This is a genomic window from Rickettsia endosymbiont of Thecocarcelia acutangulata, from assembly GCF_964263195.1.
GTDB classification, from domain to species: domain Bacteria; phylum Pseudomonadota; class Alphaproteobacteria; order Rickettsiales; family Rickettsiaceae; genus Rickettsia; species Rickettsia felis.
This window is the reverse complement of sequence record NZ_OZ181652.1, coordinates 927,132-939,884: the sequence shown is the minus strand read 5'-3', so window position 1 is coordinate 939,884 and position 12,753 is coordinate 927,132. Positions and strand designations below refer to the sequence as shown.

The window sequence follows — 12,753 nt, the reverse complement described above, 5'->3', positions numbered from 1 at the left end:
TTTATTTAGATAGACCTTCCTTTCGGTTTATTAGAGTTTTTAACTTGTTCAGTAAAAGATTTTGTTTCTTTAGTTGTCGGTTTATGTATAAATCCTCTAGTTTTTTCTCCTATCAGCATGGCTTCTTGAAGTATGTCTTTTCGTAGTTTAGCTATAGATGCGGATATTTCCGGAGTTTGTTTTATTTCTACAGTTATCTTTTTTTCTTTATTTATATCTCTGCCTATTACTTCATCTAGCGGAACATTTTTATAATCGGCAAGAGCAACAATTGCTCCCATATCAGGCATTTTTGTACGACCATCTAGGAAATTTTTCCACGCTGTTTCATGGGTACCTGTTTTTTCACTTAACTTATACGGGGTTATATTGTCTGTTTCTAATATATTCAGCACAAATTTTTTAAAATTATTTCTAATTTCTTCTGGACCATCTGTATTTGTTTCTGATATATCGTTAATCCGATTAAATCTTTCTTTTGACCTTATATCTTCGCTCATTATTTTTTCCTGTAAAATTTACTCCTAAAAATTGAGAGTTAAAATAATTTTTTTAAATGATAAGAATTTATGATTTTTAAGAGGCTATCTATGAAATTATTTTAATTGATAATTAAAGAGATTTTATAGCAAAAAAGAATTTAATTAGCTTTAAAATAACTTTATAGATAGCCTCTTAGACTTATTTATTAATATATAACTAATAATATAGTAAATAGAAGATAATTATAATGAAAATAATAAATTTAAGCTATTTAATTAAGTATTTAGGTCTTATATATGAAATTTAAATTAATCTATTTTAACTTTTTTTGTCACAAATTATAAAATTTTCTGAAATAGAAGCCATGCCTTTTCAAAATCTTATAATTTTAACATAAAATAACTTAAGATATAAATTAAATTTCAGATGCAGAATCTAAGATATTTTAAAAAGATTATATAAATTAAAAATTGTTTTTTCTGCATCTTGATCATTTATTAATAAGGTAATTTTAACTTCTGATAATTGTATCATGTTAACATTTATATTATCTTTCGTTAACTTTAATAATATCGTTTCAAGTACTTTACAATCATTTTTAATCCCATAACCAATAAGAGAGATTGTAGCAATTTCGGCATCAAAAGTAAAATCTTGTATCTGCTTATCATTTTTTAAATTAGTAAGTAAAGCTTGTAAATTATTTTTATCAGTTAAATTTGTAATAAAACTATATTCTTCATTATTTTTTATCTCTTGCATAAATTCAATATGATTATTATTTTGTGTAATCATATTTGCAACTTGCAAAAAACTTAAAGAAATGCTCTTTACAGATATTTTAAATAAATTTTTATTAGAAGTAATGCTATTAATAATTCCATTCTCCATATTTTTATCCTTTGAAGTAATTAACGTACCTTCTGTATTCGGTGAAAATGTTGAAAGAACACGCATATCTATTTTATACCGCATTACTAGCTCTACGGCTCTAGGGTGTAATACTTTTGCTCCGCTTGATGCTAGTTCTAACATTTCTAAAAAATCTATTTCTTTTATCTTCTTGACATTTGGAATAATTCGTGGATCAGCAGTAAATATTCCCTCTACATCGGTATAAATATCACATCTCTTGGCTTTCATAGCTGCAGCGATTAAGGCGGCAGTAGTATCGGATCCTCCTCTGCCTAAGGTGGTTAACCTATTGGATTTGTTAGTTCCTTGAAAACCGGCTATTATAGGTACGGTATTTAACTGTAAATATTTTTCTAGTAAATCTGTAGTAATTGATTCTACTAAAGCTTTGCTATGATTATTATCGGTGAGAATCGGTAATTGCCAAGCTAGAAATGATTGTGCCTTTATGTCTTCTTCTTGAAGAGCGAGTGCTAGTAATGAAGCAGTGACTATTTCGCCGCTAGAAAGTGCTACATCATATTCTGCAAATTGAGAAATGTTGTTAAGGCTTGATACTTCATTACACAATGTGACAAGTTGATTAGTAACACCTGCCATAGCCGAAACTACTACAATTACTTGGTTATTTTTAGCTATTTCGGCTTTTATGATAGGAACGATTTTTTTTATTCTATCAATATTTGCAACGGAAGTACCACCAAACTTTTGAATTATTAAGGCCATAACTAAAGGAAGCCTAATATTATATAATTAATTTTCTGCTTATTGTTATCTAGATTACTGACATTGCCAGCGTGGTTTGTTTTATGTCATTCCTGCGAAAGCAGGAATCCAAAAAAATATAAATACAGCAAATGCTTGAAATTAAAAGCTCGATTTATCTCACTTTATTCTAGATTCCTGCTTTCGCAGAAATGACATCGAATACTTTAACCATACAACAACGCTTATGTTCGCTCGCAATGACGAAGTGATACCTACGCAACAATGCCATAAAAAGCATTTTTTGTTTCATTTAACACTAGTAGATCAAACTGCAAAAAGGCACTGCTCAATAACTATTGATATTTTTCAAAGCTTCTGTCATTGCGAGGAAAAACTGCAAGTTTTGACGAAGCAATCCAGTCAAAAACTCTGATTTATAGAATTTTTTTAATTATTTTCTGGATTACCGTGCAGTCTACGATTACTCGCAATGACAAAATCTATACTTATTGAGCAATGCCTACAAAAAAATACTTAAGCACTTGCAATTTCTTTAACATTAACGATTTTATGATTTCGCTTAGTTAAAAATTCTACTCTACCTTCTATCAAAGCGAATATTGTATGATCTTTGCCAAGCCCTACATTCGTTCCAGGATGAATTTTTGTGCCGCGTTGTCTGACTATAATATTACCGGGTATTACATATTGTCCATCGGCTTTTTTAATTCCCAGCCTTCGACCGGCCGAGTCTCTTCCGTTCCTAGAACTACCACCGGCTTTTTTGGTTGCCATTTTATAATTCCTTTTAAGTTATTATTATTGTTTGGTAATATCTAATATTTTTAATTCCGTCAGTTCTTGACGATGACCGGCTTTACGACGATAATTTTTTCTACGCTTTTTCTTAAAGACTATAATTTTATTATCTTTAAGTTGGTTAGTAATTTCAGCCGTAACGACAGCCCCTTTAACTATTGGAGTACCAATAAAAGAAGGCTTTGAGTATTCGCCAATCATTAAAATTTGATCAAACTGAATTTTAGAGCCAAGTTCTCCATCAATTTTTTCAACTTTAATAATACTATTTCTGTCTACTTTATATTGTTTTCCACCTGCTTTTATAACTGCGAACATGAAAACTATCTCTTTAAAAATTTATAAATATTTGTCGTATCATATTATTATATTAGAAATTAGTCAATGATAATATTATGTTATGTCTATTAACACAAATATAATTGCGTATTGAGTTACCGCAGCAAATATTGCGGCTAACAAATCATCAAGCATAACGCCGATACTGCCCTTAATATTTTTGTCAAACCAATTAATAGGCCAGGGTTTTACTATATCAAAAAATCGGAATAGACAAAAAGGTAATATGAAAAGTAATATAATATTTATTGTTAGCGGGCTAAAATATTTTACTAAATGCGATTTATTAGCAAATAAAGCCGAAAAAAATACTAAAACGATAGTTAGCATTTGTCCTACTACTTCATCAATTACCACTTCTTTGGGGTCTTCTGAATTCGTATAATTTAAATATATTTTAGTAAAATAAGTGCTGAGTATTAAGAGTATCAAACATATACTAAAGCTTATAATAAATATACTGACAAGTTGAGCTTCACCGAGAGTAAGACTTGAAAAAGGAATGATTATTTTGTTATTAACAATAAAATATATTAAGAAATAAGTTAGAGGGAAAGCGGCAATTGATCCAAAAGTGCCTGGACAGTATTTTATTTTCCCGATATAAAAAAAAGTAGCAAAAAATTCTGAAAATTGTTTTTTAGTAAACATTTCTTTAATTATTTTATCCTAGATTAGAGCTATAATATCTTATATAATTAAATTTTAACTTATACAGCAAAAATATCATGGGAATGAGCTTTAGCCATTTATTAATAGTTTTATTAATTATTTTTGTATTATTCGGTGCCGGTAAATTACCTCAAGTTATGTCTGATTTAGCCAAAGGTCTTAAAGCTTTTAAAGACGGCATGAAAGACGACGGTAGTGATAATGATAAGAAAAATAATTGATTCGAGGTAACTCTCCTGCGGATACCCGAGTCGTCATTGAGAGCGACCATAGGGAGCGTGGCAATCTCAGGACATTTGACGAGATTGCCGCGTCGCTTCGCTCCTCGCAATGACGATTCCGCCACACAACAACGTCCTAATTCCCTGAAATAGTAGAATATACGCCACTCTCTTTCCTGATAATGTCATACCGTCTCTGTGCTACTCCATCGATGAAATGAATATTACCGGATAAACCTATATAAGGTTGTCTACTGTTCATTCTATTTAAAAACCTTTCAGATGCAAATTCATTGCCTATATAGTTTGCAGTCATACGTCCTAAATCATAAGAAAGAAGATGCATGAAGCCCATATGGTTAATACCTAAGTCTTTTGCCCTATCGGGAACGTTGCTATTGAGTAAATTTAAAGAACCGGTAAAGCTAATATCGATATTTTCAGGGTAATCGATATCAATACGATTATCACCGATTAAAATAGCTTTTTTATCTAAATTATATTTACGAATGCTATCGGCAAGTATGTTTAAATTTTTTGGATCATCTGATAGATAAATAACCGGTTTTGTTGTATCGCTACGCTCATTTATAATATCGGTATTGTCTGAAATATTTCTTGCGGCTTTTGCTATAGATTCAGGATTATCATTATAGAATTCGGTGTGTGATAATGATGCATTTTTCTGAATCAGTATATTTTGCATTACTTGACTAATAGTCTGTGAATGTTTCCCTTTAGGTAACAATGCCATAAAATCTTTATGGTCGTTACTTGCGTAATAATTGATGATGCGTATCAGTTGTTTTAAAGGTGCATGACCGAATACAAATAATTTATCTTCTGCAAGAGCAGGATTATTTGACATAGTTATAATAATAATGTCATTAGCCTTTGCTTTTTCGGCTATTAGAGAGGTAAAGTTAGAATATAGAGGACCTAAAATAATCTTAGTTTTACGTGCTACTATTTTATCCATAGCGGCTAAAATATTTTTTTCATCTGAACCGTCGTAAGAAGTAACATGTATGTAAGATTTAATCCCGTCGTTAAGTCCCATTTTAATTAAATCTTTATATTGTTTCCCGACAATACTATCAGGACCCTGATTTGGCATTAAAATTGCAATCTCAATTTCTTTTTGTTCTTTTTTAGGAAAACTTATAGGTTCTTCTTTAGGAGTTTGACAGGATGTTAAATATATCAAGCAAAAAAATGATAGAAAGATTCGTAGTTTATGTTTTATAATAGCCATAATATTACTTAAAATTTAAAAATTATGATTTTGAAGTCAGGATTATATATTGTTTCAACACCGATCGGTAATTTTGAAGATATAACGCTTCGTGCTATATCGATTTTAAAAAATTCGGATATTATCTTATGCGAGGATACTAGAATATCACAAAAATTGCTAGCAAAACATGACATTCATACAAAATTACAAATTTATAATGATCATAGTGACGAGAAAGATAGAGAAAATATTATAAGTTTAATAAAATCGGGCAATATAATAAGCTTAATTTCTGATGCAGGGACTCCTTTAATTTCCGATCCCGGCTATAAGTTAGTTAGAGATTTGCGTTTTCTTAATTGTCATATAGACGTAGTACCAGGGGTATCTGCACCGGTTACAGCTCTAACTTTATCAGCTCTTCCTACTGATCGATTTTTATTTCACGGGTTTTTACCTAAAACTATAGAAAGTAAGAAAAAGATTTTTTCTGAGCTAGTAAATCTTAAGGCTACATTGATTTTTTTTGAAACCGCTCCTCGTTTGATAAACACCTTATCGGTAGCTAAGGAGATCCTTGGAAACCGAGAAATATGTGTAGCTCGTGAGTTAACTAAACTGTATCAGGAAATAAAAACAGGGGATATAGATGAAATAATAGAGTTCTATCAAAATAATATTTTAAAAGGTGAGATAGTATTGTTGATTTCAGGAAATATACAAGAACAAAACCAACAAAAAAATTTAGAAAAACTTATAGAACTTTGCTTAAGTAAAAACTTAAGTAGCAAAACCACTACCGAACTTGCTTATGACAAATTCAAGGATGTTTATAGTAAGAAAGAGATATATAGATTAGTGAATAATCAAAAAACTTAATAGGCTTCTTCTGAAACTCTACTTCTAGGGTTAATTTGTACGTCGATCCGGTACTCGAATCCTCACGTATGTTTATATACGCTGCGGTTCTGCGTTCCGTGTCTCCTTCAAATTCCTCCCTATAAGCGAGTTTCCGAAGAAGCCTAATATAAATTTACAGTAGAATATTTACCGGAATATGGTAAAATAAAGAAAAAATAACATTCAATAATATAATATGTATAAAGTTAATCCGAGAGTCGATTTAGCCTTTAAAAAAATCTTTGGAGTAGAAGAGAATAAGGATTTGTTGATCTCGCTTATTAATTCGATAGTAAGCAAAGAAGATCAGGTTGCAGAAGTAACTCTGCTTAATCCATATAACCCGAAGAATTTTTGGACAGATAAGCTGTCTATCCTTGATATTAAAGCCAAGAGTGAAAGCGGTAAAATATTTAATATTGAAATACAAGTGACGGATGAAGCTGATTACAACAAAAGAGCTTTGTATTATTGGGCAAAGATGTATACGCAGCAGCTAAGAGAAGGGGCCGGCTACTCAGAATTAAGCAAAGCAATAGGTATACATATACTTAATTTTATAAGTATTACGAATACTGATAATTATCATAATGCCTTTCAGTTAACCGAAAAAAATAGCGGTTTAGTATATTTTAAAGATATAGAGTTACATACTATAGAGCTTAATAAATTTGCTAAGAACCCTAAAGAAGAGTTATCGGATGTCGTTAAAAAAGTTAAAAACGCTTTAGATATATGGCTAGCATTTTTAACACGTAATGATTTATTAAATAAAGATAATTTACCAAAAGAGCTAGATAATAAGGAGCTAAAAAAAGCATTAACAATACTTGAAGTAATAAATTTAAGTGATGCAGAAAGAGAAGAATATGAGAATCGTAGAGAATGGCTTAGAATCGAAATGAGTGCTTTTAAAAGGGCTGAAGAAAGAGGTATAGAAAAAAGAAATATTGAAATAGCAAAAAACTTGTTACTTAAAAATATAGATATAAATATAATAGCAGATTCTACAGGGCTAACTACAGAGAAAATAGAGAAGCTAAAAGTAGAAATCGATAAGGCAGGAAAGTAAAAAGTCGTCTGTGATATAGCAGACGACCTATTATAAAAACAGTAATTTAGTTAGTTGAACTGTGAGGACAGCCACAGCCTTTTTTAGGTTTATTTTTTTCTGCTGAATCTTCAAGTTTTTTACCTGCCGCTTGTATATCTTGACCCGCACCTTGCATTGTATTACAAGCACTTGTTAAGAAAGCTACAGCTACTAGTATAGAAGTTATAAGTGCTGAACGCATAAATTTACCTTTATAAAATTGAGCCTAGAATTAGAAAGTAAGCAAGAAATTGTCAACCTGAAAATGTATTAATATAGTACTCACAATACTCTTTAATAGGGCAGGTATCGCAATCGGGTTTTCTAGCTTTGCAAATATATCTACCGTGCAGAATTAGCCAGTGATGGGCATGAGTTAACCATTTCTCATTAATAATTTGCAGTAGCTCTTTTTCTACTATTTCAGGACTATTACCTTTAGCAAGTCCAATCCTTTTGGCTACTCTAAAGACATGTGTATCAACTGCCATTGTCGGCATACCAAATAAGCAGTTTAGTACAACATTGGCAGTTTTTCTGCCGACACCGGGCAGTTTAATTAATTCCTTAAAATCATTTGGTACTGAAGCTTGATAATTGCTTATCAATATTTTACATAATGCGATAATATTTTTTGCTTTGCTGTTAAATAGTCCGATAGATTTTATATATTTTTTAAGCTCGTCTTCGCCGAGTTCTAAAATTTTTTCCGGTGTATGGTAAGTTTCAAATAAAGATTTAGTTGCTAAATTTACTGATATATCGGTGGCTTGAGCAGATAATATTACCGCTACTAATAAGGTGAAATCATTCTTATATATTAATTCGGTTTTCGGATTTGGATTATTCTTGCTAAAAATCTCAAAAATTTTATTAACTATTTGTGCTTGCATGATGTATTATAAAGAGTATATTTTAGAGAATAATATTTATATCAGGTTTTGAATGACGGAAAATAAAAATTTTGAATTTATAGAAAATGAAATAAAAAATAATAAAGTAGTGCTGTTCATGAAAGGTACTAAGGAAGCTCCAATGTGCGGCTTTTCTGCTAAAGTAGTAGCTATTTTGAATAAATTAGGTGTAGAGTTTCGTGATATTAATATATTTGTTAATCCGGAATTTCGTGAAGATTTAAAAAAATTTAGCGATTGGCCAACATTCCCACAATTATACATTAAAGGGGAATTAGTCGGCGGTTGTGATATTGCAACGGAGCTATACAATAATGGCGAGCTTGAGAAGATGCTGAAAGGTTGAGGCGTCATTATATGTCATTCCCGCGAAAGCGGGAATTCAGCGTAAAGCGAGATAAATCGAGCTTTTCAAATAAAGCTTTTAAATACTGGATTCTCGCCTACGCGGGAATGACATAAACGAGTCATCCTCTAGTTCGCAATGACAGAAAAATAACAATTTTGTAAAAAACATGAGCAAATATTTAGAATACCCAGAAGTAGAAAGCAACCGGCAGCCGGCAAAGAAGCTAGTAGTGTTAATGCACGGTGTCGGCTCAGACGGACATGATTTAATAGGATTAGTCCCTTATATCAAAAATGATTTGCCCGATTGTCATTTTATTTCACCGCACGGCATTGAGGCTTACGATATGATGCCTTACGGTAGACAATGGTTTAGTTTGCAAGATCGCAGTCCACATATAATAGCAAAGCTAATTGCGAATAATATTTCTAAGCTTGAAGATATAATAAAGCAAAAGCAGGAAGAGTTAAATCTTACCAATAAAGATACGATTATTATAGGTTTTTCTCAAGGTACAATGATTGGTTTATATTTAACTCTGATTCAGCGAGAACCGTTTTTTTGTACTATAGGTTTTTCGGGTGCATTAATTCCGCCTATGGAGGTTAGTAATAAGCTTACTCCTATATGCTTGATTCATGGGGAATTAGATGAGGTGGTCGGTGTTAGTGAGATGTATAATGCTTCAAACTATTTATCTAAGCTACATATAGAGCATAGCGGGCATAAATTAACTTCTCTTGCTCATTCAATAGACGGGCGAGGACTTGAGATTGCGATTAATTTTGTAAATAGCATTGTTGCATGAATTGGCTTCCCGTCATTGCGAGGAAAAACTGTAAGTTTTGTACGTACGCAATCTCAGGAATTTGTTATTATTTCATGAGATTGCAACAATGCTTCGCTCCTCGCAATGACGATTATATATACACAAAACCAAAACATATGAGGATGAATGAATATTTTTAATAATAATTTACACGAAACGGATAAAGAAATTAATGAAATAATCAAGCATGAAAAACTGCGTCAAAATAGCGTAATTGAGCTTATTGCATCAGAGAATTTCGTAAGTCCCGCAGTGCTTGAAGCTCAAGGATCGATTCTGACTAATAAATATGCGGAAGGGTATTCAGGCAAGCGTTTCTATAACGGTTGTGAGGAAGTCGATAAAGCTGAGAATTTAGCTATAGAGCGAGTAAAAAAACTCTTTAACTGTAAATATGCAAATGTGCAGCCTCATTCCGGTTCACAAGCAAATCAAGCCGTGTATCTTGCTTTATTACAGCCTGGTGATACAATTCTTGGTATGTCTTTAGATAGCGGCGGGCATCTAACGCACGGTGCAGCCCCGAATATGTCCGGTAAATGGTTTAACGCCGTTTCTTATAGCGTAAATAAAGAGACTTATTTAATCGATTATGATGAGATTGAACGCTTAGCGGATTTGCATAAACCAAAATTACTTATAGCAGGTTTTTCTGCTTATCCTCGTAATATTGATTTTGCCAAATTTAGAGAAATAGCGGATAAAGTAGGAGCTTACTTTATGGCAGATATTGCTCATATTGCCGGACTTGTTGCCACAGGCGAGCATCAAAGCCCTATTCCTTACGCTCATGCTGTTACCTCTACCACTCACAAAACGCTCCGAGGACCGCGAGGCGGTTTAATTTTATCTAACGACGAAGAGATAGGCAAAAAGATAAATTCTGCATTATTTCCAGGACTACAAGGCGGTCCGTTAATGCATATAATTGCCGCAAAAGCCGTAGCTTTTTTAGAAAATTTGCAGCCTGAATATAAAAGCTATATTAAGCAGGTAATAAGTAATGCTAAAGCTTTAGCAAGTAGCTTGCAAGAAAGAGGATATGATATATTAACAGGCGGTACCGATAATCATATTGTTTTAGTGGATTTGCGTAAAGACGGGATTACCGGAAAGCTTGCTGCTAATTCTTTGGATAGAGCAGGGATTACATGTAATAAGAATGCTATCCCCTTTGATGAAACTCCGCCTTTTATCACTTCAGGTATTCGTCTTGGCACTCCGGCATGCACTACTAGAGGATTTAAAGAAAAGGATTTTGTATTAGTCGGTCATATGGTAGCAGATATTTTAGACGGCTTAAAAAATAATGAAGATAATGGTAAAGCCGAGCAAAAAGTACTAACTGAAGTAACAAAACTAATTAAATTATTTCCGTTTTATACTCGGTGAATTTCAAAAATTGGCGTTATCGTTCTATAAGAGCGCAGGTAGCCACGTATTATTATACGCTCCGCTCCTTGCCTTGTGAACTCCTCGCTCTTTTTGAAATTGACCTTCGTATACAACTATTCATTTCACAGGAGTATATGTCTAATTTAAACAAAAGACCGGATTGGATAAAAGTAAAAGCTCCGAATTCCGCAGAATATTATAATACAAAAGATTTAATAAAGAATCTGAGATTAAATACTGTGTGCGAAGAAGCTGCTTGTCCTAATATCGGTGAGTGTTGGTCGAAAAAACATGCAACCGTGATGATTTTAGGTTCGGTTTGTACTAGAGCCTGTAGGTTTTGTAATGTCAAAACTGGTAGACCGGATTTGCTTGACCCGCACGAACCGCAAAGGTTAGCGGAAGCGGTACAAAAGTTAAATCTTAAGCATGTAGTAATTACTTCCGTCGATCGTGATGATCTTGATGATGGCGGAGCTACGCATTTTGCACAGTGTATTAGCGAAATTAGAAAATCATCGCCGAATACTACTATTGAGATTCTAACTCCTGATTTTTTAAGAAAAGAAGGAGCAGCTGAAATAATAGCTAATTCAAAGCCTGACGTCTTTAACCATAATGTTGAAACAGTACCATCTTTATACAAAACGATTAGACCAGGGGCTAGATATTATAATTCTTTAAGCTTACTTCACAATATCAAAAAATTATCTACTGAAATTTTTACAAAATCCGGTATGATGGTAGGGCTTGGAGAAGAAATAAGTGAAGTAATACAGGTTATGGATGATTTAAGAGAAGCAAAGGTTGATTTTCTAACTATCGGGCAGTATCTGCAACCTACTAAAAATCATGCTGAGGTCGTAAAATATGTTACTCCCGAAGAGTTTAAATATTTAGAGCGAATAGCAAGAACAAAAGGATTCTTGATGGTTTCGGCAACCCCGCTAACCCGTTCTTCATACCATGCCGATGAGGATTTTCAAAAATTAAAAGAGAATTACCAGCAGCGTCATTGCGAGGAGGCATTGCCCGCGTGAATCAATTTCACCTTTGTCATCCTGTGTCTTGACCTATAGTACCGGACAATTTTTAAAAAGCTCTCGATGTCATCCCTGCGAAAGCAGGGATCCATGCTAAAAAAACCTTGATTTCAAAGATTTTTTTATTAGATAATTTTTTTTTTCAAATAAAGCTTTTTTAAAGCTCGATTTATCTCGCTTTATTTTGGATTCCTGCTTCCGCAGGAATGACATAAAGTGAAAATTGTCCAGTACTATAGGTCAAGCCACGGGGGTGACAGTGAAAAGTACTGGATTCCCGCTTTTGCGGGAATGACATTGATGCGATAGGATTAAGAAATGATCAACATAGAAATAGCTAAAAACTACGACAAATGGCGTGAGCATAAGCAGATAAATAAGAGTTTAATCAAAAAAATAACTCAAAATGTTTTATTGCGGTTTGATAATTTTAGTAAAATAAAACAATTTGAATTATCAATTTTACTAACAAATACTGCAGAAATATTGACCTTAAACAAACAATTTCGTAATATAGAAAAAGCTACTAACGTTCTTTCTTTTCCAAGCAACGAATTAAATTGGCAGGATTTATATTCTAAACTTGAATTTTTAGGCGACTCTGATTATATACATTTAGGTGATATAGCATTTTGTTATGAGGTAATATATAATGAATCGTGCGAGCAGCAAAAAAATTTTGAGAATCATTTTATTCATCTTTTAATACATAGTATTTTACACTTAATTGGGTTTGATCATCAAAATGACACAGAAGCAAATATTATGGAAAATCTAGAAATTGAAATATTATCATATTTCGGTATTTCTTCCCCTTATTAACTAAATAAAAAAAT

General features: G+C 32.5%; 16 protein-coding genes. 8 read left to right on the top strand and 8 right to left on the bottom strand.

Annotated elements, in window-relative coordinates; translation table 11 throughout:
• Nucleotides 1-5: 5 nt before the first annotated feature.
• From ACE38Q_RS05185 to ACE38Q_RS05165, 5 genes are all read right to left on the bottom strand, one after another.
• The gene (locus ACE38Q_RS05185; protein ID WP_500190344.1) at nucleotides 6-500 is read right to left on the bottom strand and encodes a helix-turn-helix domain-containing protein; all 495 of its coding nucleotides are present in this window, start codon (nucleotides 498-500) and stop codon (nucleotides 6-8) included.
• Between the two features lie 418 nt (nucleotides 501-918).
• Complete coding sequence (locus ACE38Q_RS05180; protein ID WP_500190343.1) at nucleotides 919-2,124, bottom strand: aspartate kinase; 1,206 nt, start codon at nucleotides 2,122-2,124, stop codon at nucleotides 919-921.
• 516 nt (nucleotides 2,125-2,640) lie between these two features.
• Entirely contained in the window at nucleotides 2,641-2,901 is a 261-nt protein-coding gene (rpmA, locus tag ACE38Q_RS05175) for a 50S ribosomal protein L27 (RefSeq protein ID WP_500190342.1), read from the bottom strand.
• A 24-nt stretch (nucleotides 2,902-2,925) separates the two neighbouring features.
• Nucleotides 2,926-3,243, bottom strand: a complete 318-nt coding sequence (rplU, locus tag ACE38Q_RS05170; RefSeq protein WP_004997480.1) for a 50S ribosomal protein L21 — start codon at nucleotides 3,241-3,243, stop codon at nucleotides 2,926-2,928.
• 75 nt (nucleotides 3,244-3,318) lie between these two features.
• Nucleotides 3,319-3,915 (bottom strand): phosphatidylglycerophosphatase A family protein, encoded by a 597-nt coding sequence (locus ACE38Q_RS05165; protein WP_500190341.1) that lies wholly within the window; start codon nucleotides 3,913-3,915, stop codon nucleotides 3,319-3,321.
• A 77-nt stretch (nucleotides 3,916-3,992) separates the two neighbouring features.
• On the opposite strand from ACE38Q_RS05165, the gene tatA reads away from it, so the two are divergent.
• On the top strand, nucleotides 3,993-4,157 hold the full coding sequence (gene tatA / locus ACE38Q_RS05160; protein WP_500190340.1) for a twin-arginine translocase TatA: 165 nt from the start codon (nucleotides 3,993-3,995) through the stop codon (nucleotides 4,155-4,157).
• 136 nt (nucleotides 4,158-4,293) lie between these two features.
• Here the strand turns inward: tatA and ACE38Q_RS05155 are convergent, their stop codons facing one another.
• Nucleotides 4,294-5,412: a penicillin-binding protein activator gene (locus tag ACE38Q_RS05155; RefSeq protein ID WP_500190339.1), complete on the bottom strand. Its 1,119-nt coding sequence runs from the start codon at nucleotides 5,410-5,412 to the stop codon at nucleotides 4,294-4,296.
• A 24-nt stretch (nucleotides 5,413-5,436) separates the two neighbouring features.
• On the opposite strand from ACE38Q_RS05155, the gene rsmI reads away from it, so the two are divergent.
• Both rsmI and ACE38Q_RS05145 read left to right on the top strand, forming a co-directional pair.
• A complete protein-coding gene (rsmI, locus tag ACE38Q_RS05150; protein ID WP_500190338.1) occupies nucleotides 5,437-6,273 on the top strand; it encodes a 16S rRNA (cytidine(1402)-2'-O)-methyltransferase in 837 nt (278 codons plus the stop codon).
• 217 nt (nucleotides 6,274-6,490) lie between these two features.
• Nucleotides 6,491-7,366, top strand: coding sequence for an Rpn family recombination-promoting nuclease/putative transposase (locus ACE38Q_RS05145; RefSeq protein ID WP_500190337.1), 876 nt, complete (start codon nucleotides 6,491-6,493; stop codon nucleotides 7,364-7,366).
• Nucleotides 7,367-7,412: 46 nt separating this feature from the next.
• Here ACE38Q_RS05145 and ACE38Q_RS05140 read toward each other — a convergent pair whose 3' ends face one another.
• Entirely contained in the window at nucleotides 7,413-7,589 is a 177-nt protein-coding gene (locus ACE38Q_RS05140) for an entericidin A/B family lipoprotein (RefSeq protein WP_500190336.1), read from the bottom strand.
• Between the two features lie 52 nt (nucleotides 7,590-7,641).
• Nucleotides 7,642-8,280, bottom strand: coding sequence for an endonuclease III (gene nth / locus ACE38Q_RS05135; RefSeq protein WP_500190335.1), 639 nt, complete (start codon nucleotides 8,278-8,280; stop codon nucleotides 7,642-7,644).
• A 52-nt stretch (nucleotides 8,281-8,332) separates the two neighbouring features.
• Here nth and grxD point away from each other — a divergent pair, with 52 nt between their 5' ends.
• The 5 genes from grxD (at nucleotide 8,333) to ybeY (ending at nucleotide 12,739) form a co-directional block, all read left to right on the top strand.
• The gene (gene grxD, locus ACE38Q_RS05130; RefSeq protein WP_500190334.1) at nucleotides 8,333-8,647 is read left to right on the top strand and encodes a Grx4 family monothiol glutaredoxin; all 315 of its coding nucleotides are present in this window, start codon (nucleotides 8,333-8,335) and stop codon (nucleotides 8,645-8,647) included.
• Nucleotides 8,648-8,816: 169 nt separating this feature from the next.
• Nucleotides 8,817-9,458 carry an alpha/beta hydrolase family protein gene (locus ACE38Q_RS05125; protein WP_500190333.1) on the top strand — a complete coding sequence of 214 codons (642 nt, stop codon included), beginning with the start codon at nucleotides 8,817-8,819 and terminating at the stop codon, nucleotides 9,456-9,458.
• Nucleotides 9,459-9,605: 147 nt separating this feature from the next.
• Entirely contained in the window at nucleotides 9,606-10,871 is a 1,266-nt protein-coding gene (glyA, locus tag ACE38Q_RS05120; protein ID WP_500190332.1) for a serine hydroxymethyltransferase, read from the top strand.
• 137 nt (nucleotides 10,872-11,008) lie between these two features.
• Nucleotides 11,009-11,914 (top strand): lipoyl synthase, encoded by a 906-nt coding sequence (lipA, locus tag ACE38Q_RS05115; RefSeq protein ID WP_500190331.1) that lies wholly within the window; start codon nucleotides 11,009-11,011, stop codon nucleotides 11,912-11,914.
• A gap of 321 nt (nucleotides 11,915-12,235) precedes the next feature.
• Entirely contained in the window at nucleotides 12,236-12,739 is a 504-nt protein-coding gene (gene ybeY, locus ACE38Q_RS05110; RefSeq protein WP_500190330.1) for an rRNA maturation RNase YbeY, read from the top strand.
• The last annotated feature ends 14 nt before the right edge of the window (nucleotides 12,740-12,753 follow it).

Bases quoted from the DNA above. Each gene is read 5' to 3' on its own strand.
- ACE38Q_RS05185 (WP_500190344.1), bottom strand. From the start codon at position 500: ATGAGCGAAGATATAAGGTCAAAAGAAAGATTTAATCGGATTAACGAT.
- ACE38Q_RS05180 (WP_500190343.1), bottom strand. From the start codon at position 2,124: ATGGCCTTAATAATTCAAAAGTTTGGTGGTACTTCCGTTGCAAATATT.
- rpmA (WP_500190342.1), bottom strand. From the start codon at position 2,901: ATGGCAACCAAAAAAGCCGGTGGTAGTTCTAGGAACGGAAGAGACTCG.
- rplU (WP_004997480.1), bottom strand. From the start codon at position 3,243: ATGTTCGCAGTTATAAAAGCAGGTGGAAAACAATATAAAGTAGACAGA.
- ACE38Q_RS05165 (WP_500190341.1), bottom strand. From the start codon at position 3,915: ATGTTTACTAAAAAACAATTTTCAGAATTTTTTGCTACTTTTTTTTAT.
- tatA (WP_500190340.1), top strand. From the start codon at position 3,993: ATGGGAATGAGCTTTAGCCATTTATTAATAGTTTTATTAATTATTTTT.
- ACE38Q_RS05155 (WP_500190339.1), bottom strand. From the start codon at position 5,412: ATGGCTATTATAAAACATAAACTACGAATCTTTCTATCATTTTTTTGC.
- rsmI (WP_500190338.1), top strand. From the start codon at position 5,437: ATGATTTTGAAGTCAGGATTATATATTGTTTCAACACCGATCGGTAAT.
- ACE38Q_RS05145 (WP_500190337.1), top strand. From the start codon at position 6,491: ATGTATAAAGTTAATCCGAGAGTCGATTTAGCCTTTAAAAAAATCTTT.
- ACE38Q_RS05140 (WP_500190336.1), bottom strand. From the start codon at position 7,589: ATGCGTTCAGCACTTATAACTTCTATACTAGTAGCTGTAGCTTTCTTA.
- nth (WP_500190335.1), bottom strand. From the start codon at position 8,280: ATGCAAGCACAAATAGTTAATAAAATTTTTGAGATTTTTAGCAAGAAT.
- grxD (WP_500190334.1), top strand. From the start codon at position 8,333: ATGACGGAAAATAAAAATTTTGAATTTATAGAAAATGAAATAAAAAAT.
- ACE38Q_RS05125 (WP_500190333.1), top strand. From the start codon at position 8,817: ATGAGCAAATATTTAGAATACCCAGAAGTAGAAAGCAACCGGCAGCCG.
- glyA (WP_500190332.1), top strand. From the start codon at position 9,606: ATGAATATTTTTAATAATAATTTACACGAAACGGATAAAGAAATTAAT.
- lipA (WP_500190331.1), top strand. From the start codon at position 11,009: ATGTCTAATTTAAACAAAAGACCGGATTGGATAAAAGTAAAAGCTCCG.
- ybeY (WP_500190330.1), top strand. From the start codon at position 12,236: ATGATCAACATAGAAATAGCTAAAAACTACGACAAATGGCGTGAGCAT.